Here is a 14,259-nt window from a genome sequence, read left to right as displayed (position 1 = left end):
CATGGCGGCCAGCTATCTGCAAAGCTCGATGGACAAGATCCCCGAGGCGCGTGACCCCAAGCTGATCGAGCTTTGCATCAACCCCGACGGCACGCTGTGGGCGGAGTTTCAGGGCGATCACTTCATGCGGTCCGTCAATCGACGGCTTTCGCAGAACGAGATCAAAGACCTTGGCAATCAGATTGCTTCCGCGGCGAACACAACGCTCAGTCGGACCAAGCCCATCGTGTCGGTCAGCATCGCCTACCGCGACCGCCCCATCCGCGCGCAAGTCATCCAGCCCCCCGCCGTTGACGGCGGTTACGCGATTTCCCTGCGGTTTTTTGCGGACCTGCCGCTGGAGCAGATCAAGCTGTCCTACCTATTCGGCAAAGAACGCAGCAACGAGGAAGCAAGACGTAAGCGCAATGCCGAGCTGCGAGATGTCGTGGCCACCCGCGACATCGAAGCTGCGATCAAGCTCTGCGTCACCCACAAGCTTAATATGATCGTGTCCGGCGGGACCTCGACCGGCAAGACCGTCACGGCGCGCAAGATCCTCTCCTTCGTGCCCACCGACGAACGTATCATCACGATCGAAGAGGCCGCCGAGCTACGTCCGACGCAGCCCAACGTCGTGACGCTTATGTCTGATCGCGATGAAGCTACGCGCAGCGCTGATGTCCTGCTGACCTCCACCCTGCGTATGCGACCTGACCGCATCGTTCTAGGCGAAGTGCGCGGCAAAGAGGCCATGACTTTCCTTGAGGCCATAAACACGGGCCATGGTGGCTCACTTACCACCCTGCACGCTGAAACGCCTCAACTGGCCGTGCAGCGCCTCGCAATCGCCGCCCTGAAAACCGATGTGCCCATGACCTACCAGGACATGAACGACTACATCACCCGGTCGATCGATGTGATCATCCAGGCCGGTCGCCGTGAAGGCGCACGTGGCATCACTGAATTCTACCTGCCGGTTGATCCGGCCCATACAAAGGAAACAGCCCATGTTTGAATACAAGATTGAACAGATCAACACCGCCAAAATCAAGTCGCCGAAGATCGAAGCGCAGCTGACCGCCCTTGGCCAAGATGGCTGGGAGCTGGTCTCGGTCGTGCCGGATTTCGACGGCGAGCATATACTGAAGGCCTTCATGAAACGTCGCACCAGCGCGAGCGCCTAAAGCCAACTTGAGGAGGATCCGATGGGCGTCGTCACCTGGATGGTAGAAACAACCGACAGCTTTCTGGAAGACGCGGCTCAAACCACCTTTGGCAACGTCGCCGGTCAGCTCGGCGGCGTCATTGCCGTGGCTTCGACGCTCGCGGTGATCGGCGTCTTCCTCAACATGGTGTTTCAGTACAAATCCATGGATGGGCGAACCGCCTTCTGGTTCGCCCTCAAGCTCATACTGATCTCCCTCTTTGCAATGAACTGGGTCCAATTCAACGCAGTAGCCAGCGCCCTCATCAACGGGCTCGACCAGCTCGCGGGCGGCATGGTGGCAGGGCTTGGCGGCGGCGGAGCAGGTGCGTCCTACTTTGCCGAGGCCTTCGACGATCTCATCGAAGAGTTCGGCGACTACCTGAACGCGGCCGGTGACAACATGCATTGGATGGCCGGAGCCCTGATCGGCGCGATCGGCGCTTTCCTCCTCGGCGTGATCGGCGCGCTCTGCGGCCTTGTCCTGATCTTCGCCAAGATCATGCTGGCCTTCATGATCGGCATCGCCCCCATCATGATCGCGCTGTCGCTGTTTGATGTTAGCAAGGACTATTTCCATCGCTGGCTGTCCAGCACGGTATCCTATGCTCTCTACCCCCTCGTGATCGCCGGGGTGTTTTCCACGGTCGTTGGCATGTCCCGCTCGCTCATGACTGAACTAGGAGACCCCTCTGGCGCGAGCAACATCGGCGCGCTGGTGCCCTTCTTCATGATGATGTTCCTCGCAGGCGGCATGATCATCGCCACCCCGCTGATCGTCCGCTCAATCTCAGGCAACTTCATGATGGCCGGACCGCCGAGCATTCCGGGACCGGGCGGCTTCGCCAAAGGCCTAATCGGCACCAAGGGGTCACGGGCACGGGCGCGGTTTGGGACCCGATCAAATGCTGAGATCGCAGGGGCTGGAATACGGCAGGCGGGCAATGCCACAGTTTCGATGGTCCAGAGGGTGGCAGAACGGGCCAAGCGGTTGGGGTGAGATCGGCCCAGACCTGCCTTTTGCTGGTCGATCAAGCGCTGCATCGCGGCTTCATCAAACCAGCCATTCGACTCACGGTGCAGCATTTTCAATGGCTGAACGGAAGAACTGCAGACAAATCCGACGTTCAATGCTTTCTCTCTCAGAGTTGAACCACCCCGGTTTTCCCGAAGGCTAATTATTCCGTTTCACGCGACTTTATCGAACTCGTTGCATTGTTCCTAAAGCATCTTCTCGGCATCTGCTGGGGGATGTCGCCGGTGGGCCGCAGCAGGCGACGATTGTTGAACCAGTCGATCCATTTCAAGGTTTCCCGTTCGACACTACCGAGACGTTCCTTGTTTCTTCTCTAACGTCATGGCGACAGTTGGAAATTCGTCACCGATAAGTGGTACCAGCACCCGCCCGCAGATCAGTCGCATCCAGCCAAGTACAGGGGATCTAATATGCGGAATTGAAAACTCTGGCTCTCATGCCGGTATCCGCTTCTCCGACACGGGCGGATGACGCGGCTCGCCAGTTGAACGCCGTGAACGACGCCTTCAATGCGGGCATTGTCGCACAGGACCAAGAGGCACTTTTGAGCCTTTATGGCGAAGAGGTCATGTGGATCGCCCCCGGCACCGCCATGACCTTGAACGGCAGAGACGAGGCCGCCAAGCTGTTTACCTTTATGACCGGCGCAGAGGCACAGGTCACTCATGACATTGACCACCTGTTTGTCTCAGATGATGAAACCCTTGCGGTCATGATCGGGGATGTGGTGGCCAAAGCGCCTTCGATGGGCGTCGACGGGCATGGCACCTATCTTTATGTCCTGAACAAGAACGGTGATGACTGGAAAATCATCGGCGACATGCGGAACCAAGTCGCTGAGTGAATTAACGATGTGTGTATCTGCCTCCAATGGGGCAGATACTCTGTGTCGCGTGGGGGCCCATCAGGCCCCCGCAGTTTTTCGTTTAGGTCAGCCCGTATAACCGCCCCATCGCAAGGGCAATTGGAACCGATACGGCGGTCTTGATCAGGAAGACCAAAAGCAGATCAACGAAGTTCACCGGAATGGCGGACTTCAGCAGGATGGCTCCGGTCTCGCTCATGCAGATCACAGTAATCGTTCCGGTGATGCACATGACGAACTTGGTCAATTGCGAGTCGATGTTTTCAGCCGCCAGGAAGGGCAGCAACAAATCGGCAAAACCGGTCAGAAACCCGGGCGCGGCTGTTTGCGCTTCGGGCAGGCCGATGGCTTCGAGCGCAGGGGTGATTGGCGTCGCGATCCAGTTGAAAATCGGCGTGTATTCCGTGGCGATCAAGGCCAAGGTGCCGATCAGCACGATCAACGGGAAAACCGACATATAGAGCTCGAACGTGGTCAACACACCGTCTTTCAGGATCTTGCCCAAGCTGGGTGCGCGCGCGGCTTTGGTATAGGCCAGATCACGGGCGATTTCGAAACGGGTTTTGCCGCCTGTTTCCTGATCAATCAGCGGGTCTTTACGGCCCTCAAAAAACTCATCGGTTTTGATGGACAAGGGCGGAACACGGGCAATCACCATGGTTGAGGCAATGCCAACAATCAGCAATGTCAGCGCGAAATACAGGAAATGTGCCACCTCAAGCCCGCCAATCGCGGTGGTGTAGACAAACACGGCGGGCAAGGAAATCGTGCCAAAGCCAAGGCAGATGATCGACACTTCTCGCGCGTTATACATGCCCTTTTTGTAATCGAGCTCAGCGGCGATGATGCCATTGGTGCCAGAGCCAACAAACGAGGTCAGCGACAATACCGAGGCCCGTCCGGGCAGGCGAAACAAGGTTTTGAACAGCTTTTGAAGATAGACACCAAAGAATTCGACCCCGCCGAAATCCAGCAAAAAGGGCAACATGGTTGTTGCCAGGAAAAAAATCACCAACAGCGAAGGCATCAGCAGAATGATGATGATTTCCCCGGTAAATTCGCCCCACAGCGCTTCGTGCCCCAAATGCCAAAAGGCGCAGATGGCCAGCACGGCCCCGGCAAGGCGAAACAGCACGGACATCCACGAGGTCACAAAGACCGATTGGAAATAGGCGTTTAACCCTTTGCCCCCGGTGGCGGTGGCAAACAGGCTGACTAACCCGGACAGGATCATCAGCGCCACGACAACGCCGGGCAAGAGCGATTCAAACGGCTTGGAAATCACCTTTTGCACCAGGGCGATGGGCAAAGTCAGCTCTCCCTCCCAAAAGAAGGGCAGCATGAAAAAGCAGATCCCGAAAAGCGATCCGAAAATCAGTTTCAAATACACCCCGATATCGCGGGATATGGCGGTGGCGGATTGTTCCATTCAATGACCCCCTGTCGGCGCTTTTGGCCTGCCGGGTCGGGCCCGGGTTTAGGCGATGCGCGGTTATCGATTGGGGCCCCCGATCTGAAACTGGCCTGAGGGAAGACAGGCCGCAGGTCAGGCAAACCCCATGGCACCATCGCACAGGGTTAAAAAATCTTTGAAATCCAATAAAATATACTGAGCGAGGCTAAAACCGACGCTAAGCTGGCAAATGGGTTTTGACTTCGGCAATTAGCCAGGACTTGAACGTCTCCGCCGGAGAGTTGGGCGCAGCATTTTCGCGCGCCGCGATGCTGTACCATGTGCAGCGGCTGGTGCGGCTGTCGATCTGCACAAGTTGCCCGCTGTCCAGCTCGCGCTTGCAGATGATTTTGTCAGCCAGAAAGACGCCTTCGCCATCAATGGCGGCGTCGATGGTCAGGGCAAGATCGGAAAAGACCTTGCCTTGGGTCCATTTCCGGCTGTCTTTTGCGTGTTCTGCAAACCATTGCTGCCACACATGGCGGCCGTTATCATGAATGATGGGGATGTCAAAAAAACTGTCGGGATCATTGGCCCTCAGTTGGTCGGCCAAGCTGGGTGCGCAAGCGGGAAAACCGTCAACAGGGAAGAGTTGCGATTTCCCCCCCGGCAAGCGCTGAATGCGTTCGTCAAAATGAATAACCAGATCAATCTGGTGTTCGTTTGTATCCGGGATCTGCCAATCCGAACGTAAATGGCATTCGATCTTGGGAAACTGTTCGCTGAACTGAGTGATCTTGCGCCGCAGCCACCGCGACGCAAGCGCGGGTTCGGCGCTGACGATGATCGCCCCCTGCTGCGAGGCTTGTAAAAGTCCGGCACAGGCATCGCTGAGAATTTGCAGCCCATGCGCGACTTGAGGCTCTAGGCGTCGACCTTCACCGGTGAGCTCGATCCGGTTGCCGGAACGCTTGAACAGCTTGCTCCCAAACCAGTCTTCCAAGTTCCGGACATGTTGGCTGACCACGCTGTGGCTGACATTCAGCTCAGCAGCTGCCTTAGAGATGCTGGAGTGACGGGCCGCAGCCTCAAAGGCGCGCAGGGCGTTCAAATGGCGAAGAGATGTGTGCATTCCCCAAGCGTAGGCAGAAGCGTCGCTGAGGGCAATATATACCTAATTTTTTTGCGCCTGGGGAAAGGTTAAAACTTAACAAGCAGAAATCTCTTTTGATTTCAAATAATAATCACATGCCCTTGGCCATCATCGCCATGAACGGGCAGCACCGGGAAAGATGCGCCAATGAAAACCACAATCCCCGACGGGGCCCGAAAACCCCATATGCGGGAAGCGATCATCTCATTGCTTTCCCTGATCACCGGCATCTTTATTTCGATAGTCTTATACGGGTTGGACGCACATATCCCGATGCTTTTGGGTGTGTGTGTCGCCAGTTTGGTAGCGCTGCGATGTGGGTTTAGCTGGACCAATATTCAAAACGGAATGGTGCGCGGGATCACAGCGGCAATTCCGGCGACCATTATCCTTTTGGTTGTGGGCATCTTGATCGGCGTCTGGATTTTGGCCGGGGTCGTACCGACGCTTATCTATTACGGATTGCAGATTATTTCGCCATCGGTCTTTTTGCCGACCACACTGATCATCTGCGCTATCACATCGCTTGCCACCGGCACCAGCTGGGGCACGACAGGCACGGTCGGGGTGGCCTTGATGGGAATCGGAGCCGGGCTTGGCTTTCCTGCGCCGGTGGTCGCGGGCGCGGTTCTGTCGGGGGCCTATTTCGGAGACAAGATGTCGCCGCTCTCCGATACAACCAACATGGCCCCAGCCATGGTTGGCACGGACGTTTTTACCCATATCAAACACATGTCCTACACGACCTCGGTGTCCTTTGGATTGACCCTGCTGATCGAGATTTTTCTGGGCCGCAGCTATGCCGCGCAAGAGGGCAATCTGGACCGCATCGACACGATCCTGAAAACCCTTGAGGACAATTTCACCCTGAATCCGGTGCTGTTATTGCCGATCTTGGTGGTGATGGTGGTGTCTTACAAAAAGATGCCAGCCATTCCTGGCATAGCCATGGGCGCAGTGGCAGGGGTTATTTGTGCGGTTGGCCTGCAAGGGGCGAACTTTGAAACGATTTCCGCCGTTGCCATGTGGGGGTTTGAGTCCAAAACCGGCGTCGAGGATGTGGATTCACTGCTGTCGCGCGGCGGGTTGAATTCGATGATGTACACGATCGCTTTGATTTTCGCAGGCATGATGTTTGGCGGCGTAATGGAGCGCACCAACCAGCTCAAGGTCGTGGCGGAAAAGATCCTGAGCTATGCGAAATCCACCGGATCGCTGATCCTGTCCACTGTGCTGACCGCCATTATGGCCAATATCGTGCTGGCCGATCAATATATGGCGATTGTCATGGGCGCGCGCAGCTTTGCACCGGCCTATCGCGACCGTGGCTTGGCCCCCGAAAACCTGAGCCGCGCCGTCGAAGATTCCGCCACTGTCACGGCCAATCTGGTGCCTTGGAACGCCGGTGGGGCCTATCAGTTCGCCACCCTTGGTGTCCCGACAATCCTGTACCTGCCGTTTAACTTCTTTTGCTGGCTGTCGCCCCTGGTCACGATCCTCTTTGGATATATGGGCTGGACCATTACCCCGCTGAAGTCCGAAGATGCCGATGGACGGAGCGACGCATGACAGCCAATCGCCCCCTGTTTGCAGCGATGCTGGCCTTGATGGCCTCGGCCATTCTAAGCCTAGCCGACAATTTTGTCGGCGCGGTCAAGGAAACCGCCGGGCTGTGGCAGTTCCAACTGGTCAAAGCTATGATTGCCTTGTCTTTTCTTTATAGCGCTGCTGTGTTTGTTGGCCTCTCTTGTCGGCCGCAAAACTGGGGGTGGCTGATCCTGCGAAGTGTTTTGATCGCGGTGGGTTTACTGACCTATTTCGCGGCGCTCGGGGTGCTGCCTGTGGCCCAGGCTGGCGCCGGGCTTTATAGCGCGCCCATCTGGATCATGTTGTTTTCCGTGTTGTTTCTGGGCAAGCGGATCGGCAAGCGCCGCGTCGTTGCCATGATCGCGGGTTTTGTCGGAGTGCTAATGCTGCTGCAGCCCGACCTGTCCAATCTGACTGTGTTCTCGGCCTTGCCACTGGTGGCTGGCGCGTTTTACGGGACTGGGGGGCTCGCGACAAAGCAGCTGTGTGGGGATGAAAACCCGGTTGTTTTGGCTTTGGGTGTCTTTGCGACAATTGCCGCGATTTCAATTGTTATGCTGGGATATCTGGCTTTGCTTCCTTCGGCCCTGCCCGACCCCGGTTTTCACGCCCGCGGCTGGGAACCCCTGTCACAACGGTTCTTGTGGCTGACCTTTACCCAAGCCATCGGCGCGGCGTTCTCAATTGCCGTTCTAGCCAATGCCTATCGCTTTGCCGAACCGGATTTTGTCGCCGTATGTGAATACTCCTTTCTGATCTTTGCCGCGGTCTGGGCCTTGGCCCTTTGGGGGCTGCCGACCAATTTGGCGGCCCAAGGCGGCATCGCCATCATCATCCTGTCCGGCGCGGCGCTCTTTCTTTTGGATCGTCCTGCAAAACCCGCCTTTTCCCTTAGTTCATGAAAGTCCCTGCTATGGAATTGAAATTCTCTGAACAGGCCTATGTGCCGTTTGTCTCTGTCGAAAACATGATCCGGCTGGTCAAAAAGATTGGCGCGCGGCGCTTCATGGCCGAACTGGCCGATGTCATCGAAGCCGATTTCAAACGGTGGGAGCTGTTTGACAAAACCCCACGCGTGGCCAGCCATTCAGATGTTGGCGTGATCGAGCTGATGCCGACCTCTGACGGCGAAACCTATGGGTTCAAATATGTGAACGGCCACCCCAAGAACGCCAATGAAGGGCTGCAAACGGTGACGGCCTTTGGCCTGTTGGCGCGGGTCGATACCGGTTACCCTATTCTGCTGACAGAAATGACCTTGCTGACGGGGTTGCGCACGGCGGCCATGTCGGGCCTTGTCGGGCGTCATCTGGCCCCCAAAGGGGCTGACACCATGGCGATGATCGGCAATGGCGCGCAATCCGAATTCCAATGTCTGGCCTTTGCCGAGATCTGCGGCATCAAAAATGTGCGCCTGTATGACATTGCCCCCGAAGCCACGCGCAAATGCGCGAAGAACCTGTCTCAGGCTGGGATCAATGTTGTGACCTGCACCACGCCCGAAGAAAGCATGGAAGGTGCGCAGGTCATCACCACCTGCACCGCTGACAAACGTAATGCCACCATCCTGACCGGCAACATGGTTGGGGATGGCGTGCATATCAACGCGATTGGTGGCGATTGCCCGGGCAAGACCGAAATCGCGGTGGACGTTATCAAACGCTCGGATGTGTTTGTGGAATTCCCGCCCCAGACGCGCGTCGAAGGCGATATTCAGCAATTGCCCGAAGATTACCCCGTCAATGAACTGTGGCAGGTGATGCGCGGCGACATTCCCGGCCGCACCAGTGATGGCCAAATCACCATGTTCGACAGCGTCGGCTTTGCGGTTGAGGATTTCAGCGCCCTGAACTATGTGCTGGCCAAGATCAAAGGTACGGACTTCTTTGACAGTTTGGACATGCTTGCTGATCCAACCGATCCGCGTAACCTCTACGGTATGTTGTTGGATTAAAAAGGACGATCCGGATGACGATTTCACTGCTGGGGCTGCCTCAGGACAATAACTCCAGTTATCTGACAGGCCCCGCACTGGCCCCTGCCCGGATCCGAGAAGCTATTCGGAGCGACAGCGCCAATATGTTTGCGGAAACCGGGCTTGATCTGGCGGCAAATGGCATCTGGAGCGATCACGGAGATGTCGCTCTGAGCGGGCTTTCCGGTCAGGCGGCTTTTGATGCCATCCAAACCGCAGTGACCAGTGAAATCAGCAAAGGGCAGCGGGTCTTGTCATTGGGGGGCGATCATTCGGTTGCCTACCCGGTGATCGCTGTCCATGCCAAGTCATACCCGGGATTGAATATCCTGCATATTGATGCCCATCCGGACCTCTATGACAACATGCTGAACAACCCGTTCAGTCATGCCTCCCCCTTTGCCAGGTTGATGGAAAGCGGTCAGGTTGCGCGGTTGGTCCAAGTAGGTATTCGCACGTTGAACGACCATCAGCGCGCCCAGGCCGAACGGTTTAACGTCGAGATCCACGAGATGCGCGACCTAAGTGGCGTGACCGAGCTTACCTTTGACGGGCCGCTATACCTCACGCTGGATCTTGATGCGCTCGACCCGGCTTTTGCGCCCGGTGTCTCGCATTTCGAACCCGGCGGGCTAAGCACGCGGCAAGCTCTTGACCTGATACATCACGCGAAAGGCAAGCTTATCGGGGCCGATGTCGTCGAACTAAACCCCGTGCGTGACCCATACGGCATGACAGCCATGGTGGCCGCGAAACTGACGAAAGAACTGATGGCACGGCTGTATAGTGACAACCGCTGCTGAAAAAGCATTCTTGATGGACAATGGCCAAAGGGCCAAATGCGCAAAGAGCGCTAGAAAGGCACCCATTCTATGTTGACCAATTCCGATATTGCCGAATTGACCGAACTGCGCCGGACCCTGCATCGCCAGCCTGAACTGTCTGGCGAAGAGGTCGAGACCGCAAAGACCATTGTTGAGGCCTTGACCCCGCTAGCCCCAAGCAAAATTCTGACCGGGCTGGGCGGGCACGGTGTAGCGGCGGTTTTCGACAGCGGCGAACCCGGGCCAACGGTTCTGTTTCGGGCCGAGTTGGATGCGTTGCCGATTCAAGAAATCTCTGACAACCCGTGGAAATCCGAAGTTGATGGCAAGGGGCATCTATGCGGCCATGATGGGCATATGATGTTCCTGATGGGGCTTGGGCGAATTTTGTCGCGCAGCCCTGTCGAGGGGGGGCGCGTCGTCTTGATGTTCCAACCCGCCGAAGAAGACGGCAGCGGCGCGCGGGCCGTCGTTGCAGATCCCGCCTTTGACGAGATCCGCCCCGATTGGGCCTTTGCAATTCATATCGAACCGGGCCGGCCTTGGGCCTATGTGTCGACTCGAACCGGATTGGTCAATTGCGCCAGTCAGGGGGTGCGCATCAAACTGACCGGCAAAACCGCCCATGCGGCAGATCCAGAAGACGGGGTGTCGCCCGCAATGGCGGTGGCGCGGTTGATCCCGGCGCTGGATGCGCTGGGATCTGGCGGCAAGTTGGATGATGACTTCCGCTTGGTGACGATCACCCATTGTCAGGTAGGTGAACCCACCTTTGGCACCGCCCCGGGCGAAGGAGAAATCTACGCAACCCTGCGCACTGCGCGGGATGAGGCAATGGAGAGCATCGCCACGGACGCGCGCCAGCTTGCCACAGATGCGGCGAATGAGTTCGGTCTGGACGTCACCTTTGACATATTCGACGATTTTGCGGCCTCGATCAATGATGGTGAAGCCACAGACTTGGCGATCGGGGCCATGGACAAGCTGGGTATCGAAAACGGAGACTTTGGCCTGCCTATGCGCGCCTCAGAAGATTTCGGCGTGTTTGGCTGGGGGGCCAAGGCGGCCATGTTATGCATGGGGCCGGGCAACGATTATGCCGCGCTGCACAACCCCGATTACGATTTCCCCGATGATCTGATCCCGGTCGGGGTATCGATCTTCGAACAGATCACTCGGGATATTCTGGGAACAAAATCCTAAGCATTCCAGCGTTGGCCGCCCTAAATCAGGGGGCGGCTGAAACCATCAGCCTTTGTGGTCTTGGCCACTGGCGGCTTTGGGAAACGGGCCAAAGAATCCGACCACTTCGTGCAGCAATCCAGTTTTGCCAATACGTCCGAAACTGGTGCCTTCCGCCCGTTTGTTGCCAGCGCTGTCATTCAGATTCCATTGAAAACGGACATATCCATTATGGCCATCCGCAGCGCTGGTCAGAGACAAGCGCGCGCCGGGATCATCCCTGTGGAACCGGCCGATTTGATCAGAAAGCGCCTGCCGCCCCTGTAGCTCACAGCCCGGATCGGCATAGCGCCCGCTTGCATCCCAACAGGCCGAAAGAAGTTCCAACCGCATCTCAGCATCACTGGTGTTCCATGCTTTGGCATAGGTTTCGACCAATTTTTGAGCTTCCATAGCGGCTTTCCCTTTTGTCATGTCGGCCTAGGGTCAGGACCCTAATCTTGTGGCACTTGGTTCCACATATCTGCGATGATTTTCCAATCACCCTCAGCGTTTTCAAGCACATACAGATATGTCCCCACCCCATCAATTCCGAGCGTTTCAACCTTAGCTGTAACATCCCCTATCATGACGGCGAGGGTTTCGTCGTCAGAAACGAACAGATGATCAATGTCATGTGTGACTTCGGCATTTTGGCCCGTCATAAAGGTGAACAGGTTTTCTGCTTCTTCCAACCCGTTAAGATTCATCGGTGAGCCCGGAGCGATCCACATCACTTCGGGACCGTATAAAGCCACCAGGCCCTGCACGTCTTGGCTGGCAATGCCTGCGTTAAACGCGTCATTCACTGCTTTCAGCTCTGCCGTGGCATCCTGAGCAAAAACGGGTGTTGTTGCGGCAAGAGCCGCGAGAATTGCCAAAATCCGCATATCCGATCTGTCCTTACTGCTGTGTGTCGTGGGGTTGATGCTGGTGCCACATGTCCGTGACGATCTGCCAACTGTCCTCATGAGGTCTGAGAACAAACAAAAACGTACCCGTGGTATCCAGATTGAACTCTTCGACTTTGACAATTGCTGTGCCAACCATCACCGCCAATGACCCATCATCAGCAACAACAAGCTTGTCGATTGAATGATCATTCACCGCGTCTTTGGAGGCCAGAAAGGCAAAGGTCTGACGCACCGCATCCTGCCCCTGAACCAGGGGCTTGTTTTGCTCGATCCAAAGCGTGTCATCTGAATAGAGGCCGACAAGGCCGTCCACATTCTTGGTCACGGTATATTCATTGAACCGGACGTTAAAGGCGTGAAGACTATCCAACACCTCTTGTTTCGCATCTGCCATGGCCATGCTTGCTGTCAGGGTCAGTGCGGCCCCGAATGCTGCAATACGCATAATTCTTTCCTTTGCTTGTAAGATCAGTTTTCTTGGCCCGGGTAGTCACCGGTGTCAGGGCGGATAAAGATCACTTCGCGGGCAATCTGCCAGCGGTTATCGTCAAAAATCAGATCAATGCTCAGCACCATCAAAGACGGTGTCCCAGCCAGATCATTTTTGCGCGTGATCAACACATGGCCCTTGGTTCCATCCGACGTGATATCGTTGAACTGGGCCCAGGTGTTCATCCGCCCAGAGCTGGTCTCTTTCATACCTTTGAACATCGCGATGAAGCCGGATTTATCAGCTTTGTTCAGCACCCCATCCTGATTGATCATCAGGATCTGCATATCGTCGTGATACAGATGATCCAGCGCATCCAGATCAAAGCTGGTGCCGGCTTGGATCAACGAATCCATGGTTTGGCGAATGGCTGTCACACTCATTGAGTTTTTCCTGGTTCATGGGTGCCATTGACGGGAAACTTAACGCTTTGGCTGCGCAGCCATGTTAGCCCGCTTAAAACCGCCTGCAGATCGGGGCGGGCAAAGGGTACATTCGAGATATCAACCAGTTGCAGGTTGCCCTGTTCATTCACAACAAACAGGCCCGGTTCCGCAAAGGGGGCTTCGACATCCATGCCGTTGCGCACACCGGAAATATACAGGCCCAACATTCCTGCCTGTTCGAGTGTCAAACCATATCCTGCGGGGTAAGTTGCGCCGACCTCGGAGATCTGATCCGTGGCGCGTGTCTGGCTGTCAGTTGAAACCGCAATCACGTCGACGCCGATTTTGGAGAACCCGTCTCGCAGTTGCTCTAGCTGAGTCAAATACTTGTTACAAAGCGGGCAATGCTTGCCGCGATAGACCACGATCAGCTTCCAGTCATGGCCCTGCGATGGTGTTGCAATATCCGCTTGACCACCGCCAAGCATAGGGAGAGTGATCGCTGGAAACGCCTTTCCAGCGGCGAGTTTATGAGTCATCAGGGCTCGTCCTTGATTTATGTATCGATTGATATTTATATTGGGTAAAGCCGAAGAGCGTCAAGGATTCTATATTGAACGATACAAAAAAAATGGGACGCCCCCGCAAATTCGACTACAAAGACGCCTTGCTTAGGGCGATGTCGGTGTTCTGGGCCAAAGGGTATGATGGCGCATCTTTGCGTGATTTGACCAAGGCAATGGGGATCACCGGACCCAGCATGTACGCGGCGTTTGGCGACAAAAGAGAGCTGTTTCTCAAAACCATAGACCAGTATGCGGATGTGGATGGATGCAAACCTGTTGTTGATTTCGAAGCCGAAGAAGACATCGAAAAGGCGGTTCGGGGCTTTCTTTTAGAGGTGATCCAATACGCCACCGACAGCGGCTATGGGGCCAAGGGGTGTTTCCTGGCGTCTTCTGTTTCGACCAATATCGGGCAGGTCGAAGGGGTGGGCGAACGGGTCCGCGCCGCAATTGACGACACGGACAAACGGCTGGCACAACGCTTTGAGCGCGAGAAGGAAAAAGGCACTTTGCCCCAGGACTTCCCATCGCAGGAACGCGGCGCGCTGCTGTATGACATTCGTCAGGGCTATATGTTTCGCGGTCGCGCAGGCTGGAAGGCTGAGGATCTGCAGCGCGATCTGGATCACCGGGTTAAGATGATCCTATCGCGCTGAGTATCAG

Annotated in this window: 17 protein-coding genes; 10 read left to right on the top strand and 7 right to left on the bottom strand. The window is 56.1% G+C overall.

The features are described 5' to 3' along the window. Nucleotide 1: 1 nt before the first annotated feature. From GAL_RS05370 to GAL_RS05360, 4 genes are all read left to right on the top strand, one after another. The gene (locus tag GAL_RS05370) at nt 2–997 is read left to right on the top strand and encodes an ATPase, T2SS/T4P/T4SS family (RefSeq protein WP_024096569.1); all 996 of its coding nucleotides are present in this window, start codon (nt 2–4) and stop codon (nt 995–997) included. Then, nucleotides 990–1,166, top strand: coding sequence for a DUF4177 domain-containing protein (locus tag GAL_RS22140; RefSeq protein WP_024096568.1), 177 nt, complete (start codon nt 990–992; stop codon nt 1,164–1,166). Before GAL_RS05370 ends, GAL_RS22140 begins: the two co-directional genes overlap by 8 nt. A gap of 21 nt (nt 1,167–1,187) precedes the next feature. Further along, entirely contained in the window at nt 1,188–2,186 is a 999-nt protein-coding gene (locus tag GAL_RS05365; RefSeq protein ID WP_024096567.1) for a type IV secretion system protein, read from the top strand. Between the two features lie 472 nt (nt 2,187–2,658). Further along, the gene (locus GAL_RS05360) at nt 2,659–3,066 is read left to right on the top strand and encodes a YybH family protein (RefSeq protein WP_024096566.1); all 408 of its coding nucleotides are present in this window, start codon (nt 2,659–2,661) and stop codon (nt 3,064–3,066) included. A gap of 82 nt (nt 3,067–3,148) precedes the next feature. On the opposite strand, the gene GAL_RS05355 is transcribed toward GAL_RS05360, so the two are convergent. Continuing rightward, nucleotides 3,149–4,516, bottom strand: coding sequence for a YjiH family protein (locus GAL_RS05355; RefSeq protein WP_024096565.1), 1,368 nt, complete (start codon nt 4,514–4,516; stop codon nt 3,149–3,151). Nucleotides 4,517–4,718: 202 nt separating this feature from the next. Beyond that, nucleotides 4,719–5,591, bottom strand: coding sequence for a LysR family transcriptional regulator (locus GAL_RS21895; protein ID WP_158524499.1), 873 nt, complete (start codon nt 5,589–5,591; stop codon nt 4,719–4,721). Between the two features lie 189 nt (nt 5,592–5,780). Between GAL_RS21895 and nhaC the strand changes: the two genes are divergently transcribed. The 5 genes from nhaC (at nt 5,781) to GAL_RS05325 (ending at nt 11,222) form a co-directional block, all read left to right on the top strand. Next, nucleotides 5,781–7,202 carry a Na+/H+ antiporter NhaC gene (gene nhaC / locus GAL_RS05345; protein WP_024096563.1) on the top strand — a complete coding sequence of 474 codons (1,422 nt, stop codon included), beginning with the start codon at nt 5,781–5,783 and terminating at the stop codon, nt 7,200–7,202. Next, nucleotides 7,199–8,122: a DMT family transporter gene (locus GAL_RS05340; protein ID WP_024096562.1), complete on the top strand. Its 924-nt coding sequence runs from the start codon at nt 7,199–7,201 to the stop codon at nt 8,120–8,122. The genes nhaC and GAL_RS05340 overlap by 4 nt, the downstream gene beginning before the upstream one ends. An 11-nt stretch (nt 8,123–8,133) precedes the next feature. Continuing rightward, nucleotides 8,134–9,174 (top strand): ornithine cyclodeaminase, encoded by a 1,041-nt coding sequence (locus GAL_RS05335; protein ID WP_040103927.1) that lies wholly within the window; start codon nt 8,134–8,136, stop codon nt 9,172–9,174. 14 nt (nt 9,175–9,188) lie between these two features. Then, a complete protein-coding gene (gene speB / locus GAL_RS05330; RefSeq protein ID WP_024096560.1) occupies nt 9,189–9,998 on the top strand; it encodes an agmatinase in 810 nt (269 codons plus the stop codon). Between the two features lie 69 nt (nt 9,999–10,067). Continuing rightward, entirely contained in the window at nt 10,068–11,222 is a 1,155-nt protein-coding gene (locus tag GAL_RS05325; protein WP_024096559.1) for an amidohydrolase, read from the top strand. A 45-nt stretch (nt 11,223–11,267) separates the two neighbouring features. Here GAL_RS05325 and GAL_RS05320 read toward each other — a convergent pair whose 3' ends face one another. Genes GAL_RS05320 through GAL_RS05300 form a run of 5 tightly spaced genes read right to left on the bottom strand, consistent with a single transcriptional unit; the run spans nt 11,268 to nt 13,569 of the window. Next, nucleotides 11,268–11,654: a nuclear transport factor 2 family protein gene (locus tag GAL_RS05320; protein ID WP_024096558.1), complete on the bottom strand. Its 387-nt coding sequence runs from the start codon at nt 11,652–11,654 to the stop codon at nt 11,268–11,270. Between the two features lie 41 nt (nt 11,655–11,695). Then, entirely contained in the window at nt 11,696–12,130 is a 435-nt protein-coding gene (locus GAL_RS05315; protein ID WP_024096557.1) for a YybH family protein, read from the bottom strand. Between the two features lie 13 nt (nt 12,131–12,143). Continuing rightward, entirely contained in the window at nt 12,144–12,599 is a 456-nt protein-coding gene (locus GAL_RS05310) for a YybH family protein (RefSeq protein WP_024096556.1), read from the bottom strand. 23 nt (nt 12,600–12,622) lie between these two features. Then, nucleotides 12,623–13,027, bottom strand: a complete 405-nt coding sequence (locus tag GAL_RS05305) for a hypothetical protein (RefSeq protein WP_024096555.1) — start codon at nt 13,025–13,027, stop codon at nt 12,623–12,625. Beyond that, a complete protein-coding gene (locus tag GAL_RS05300; protein ID WP_024096554.1) occupies nt 13,024–13,569 on the bottom strand; it encodes a redoxin domain-containing protein in 546 nt (181 codons plus the stop codon). Before GAL_RS05300 ends, GAL_RS05305 begins: the two co-directional genes overlap by 4 nt. Before the next feature lie 74 nt (nt 13,570–13,643). On the opposite strand from GAL_RS05300, the gene GAL_RS05295 reads away from it, so the two are divergent. After that, entirely contained in the window at nt 13,644–14,252 is a 609-nt protein-coding gene (locus tag GAL_RS05295) for a TetR/AcrR family transcriptional regulator (RefSeq protein WP_024096553.1), read from the top strand. Nucleotides 14,253–14,259: the final 7 nt, after the last annotated feature.

This window comes from Phaeobacter gallaeciensis DSM 26640 (genome assembly GCF_000511385.1).
Taxonomy (GTDB): Bacteria; Pseudomonadota; Alphaproteobacteria; order Rhodobacterales; family Rhodobacteraceae; genus Phaeobacter; species Phaeobacter gallaeciensis.
Note: the sequence above shows the minus strand (reverse complement) of the source record. Positions and strands in the feature narration are given on the sequence as shown.

Coding starts and splice junctions, on each gene's coding strand:
- GAL_RS05370 (WP_024096569.1), top strand. CDS start 2: ATGGCGGCCAGCTATCTGCAAAGCTCGATGGACAAGATCCCCGAGGCG.
- GAL_RS22140 (WP_024096568.1), top strand. CDS start 990: ATGTTTGAATACAAGATTGAACAGATCAACACCGCCAAAATCAAGTCG.
- GAL_RS05365 (WP_024096567.1), top strand. CDS start 1,188: ATGGGCGTCGTCACCTGGATGGTAGAAACAACCGACAGCTTTCTGGAA.
- GAL_RS05360 (WP_024096566.1), top strand. CDS start 2,659: ATGCCGGTATCCGCTTCTCCGACACGGGCGGATGACGCGGCTCGCCAG.
- GAL_RS05355 (WP_024096565.1), bottom strand. CDS start 4,516: ATGGAACAATCCGCCACCGCCATATCCCGCGATATCGGGGTGTATTTG.
- nhaC (WP_024096563.1), top strand. CDS start 5,781: ATGAAAACCACAATCCCCGACGGGGCCCGAAAACCCCATATGCGGGAA.
- GAL_RS05340 (WP_024096562.1), top strand. CDS start 7,199: ATGACAGCCAATCGCCCCCTGTTTGCAGCGATGCTGGCCTTGATGGCC.
- GAL_RS05335 (WP_040103927.1), top strand. CDS start 8,134: ATGGAATTGAAATTCTCTGAACAGGCCTATGTGCCGTTTGTCTCTGTC.
- speB (WP_024096560.1), top strand. CDS start 9,189: ATGACGATTTCACTGCTGGGGCTGCCTCAGGACAATAACTCCAGTTAT.
- GAL_RS05325 (WP_024096559.1), top strand. CDS start 10,068: ATGTTGACCAATTCCGATATTGCCGAATTGACCGAACTGCGCCGGACC.
- GAL_RS05320 (WP_024096558.1), bottom strand. CDS start 11,654: ATGGAAGCTCAAAAATTGGTCGAAACCTATGCCAAAGCATGGAACACC.
- GAL_RS05315 (WP_024096557.1), bottom strand. CDS start 12,130: ATGCGGATTTTGGCAATTCTCGCGGCTCTTGCCGCAACAACACCCGTT.
- GAL_RS05310 (WP_024096556.1), bottom strand. CDS start 12,599: ATGCGTATTGCAGCATTCGGGGCCGCACTGACCCTGACAGCAAGCATG.
- GAL_RS05305 (WP_024096555.1), bottom strand. CDS start 13,027: ATGAGTGTGACAGCCATTCGCCAAACCATGGATTCGTTGATCCAAGCC.
- GAL_RS05300 (WP_024096554.1), bottom strand. CDS start 13,569: ATGACTCATAAACTCGCCGCTGGAAAGGCGTTTCCAGCGATCACTCTC.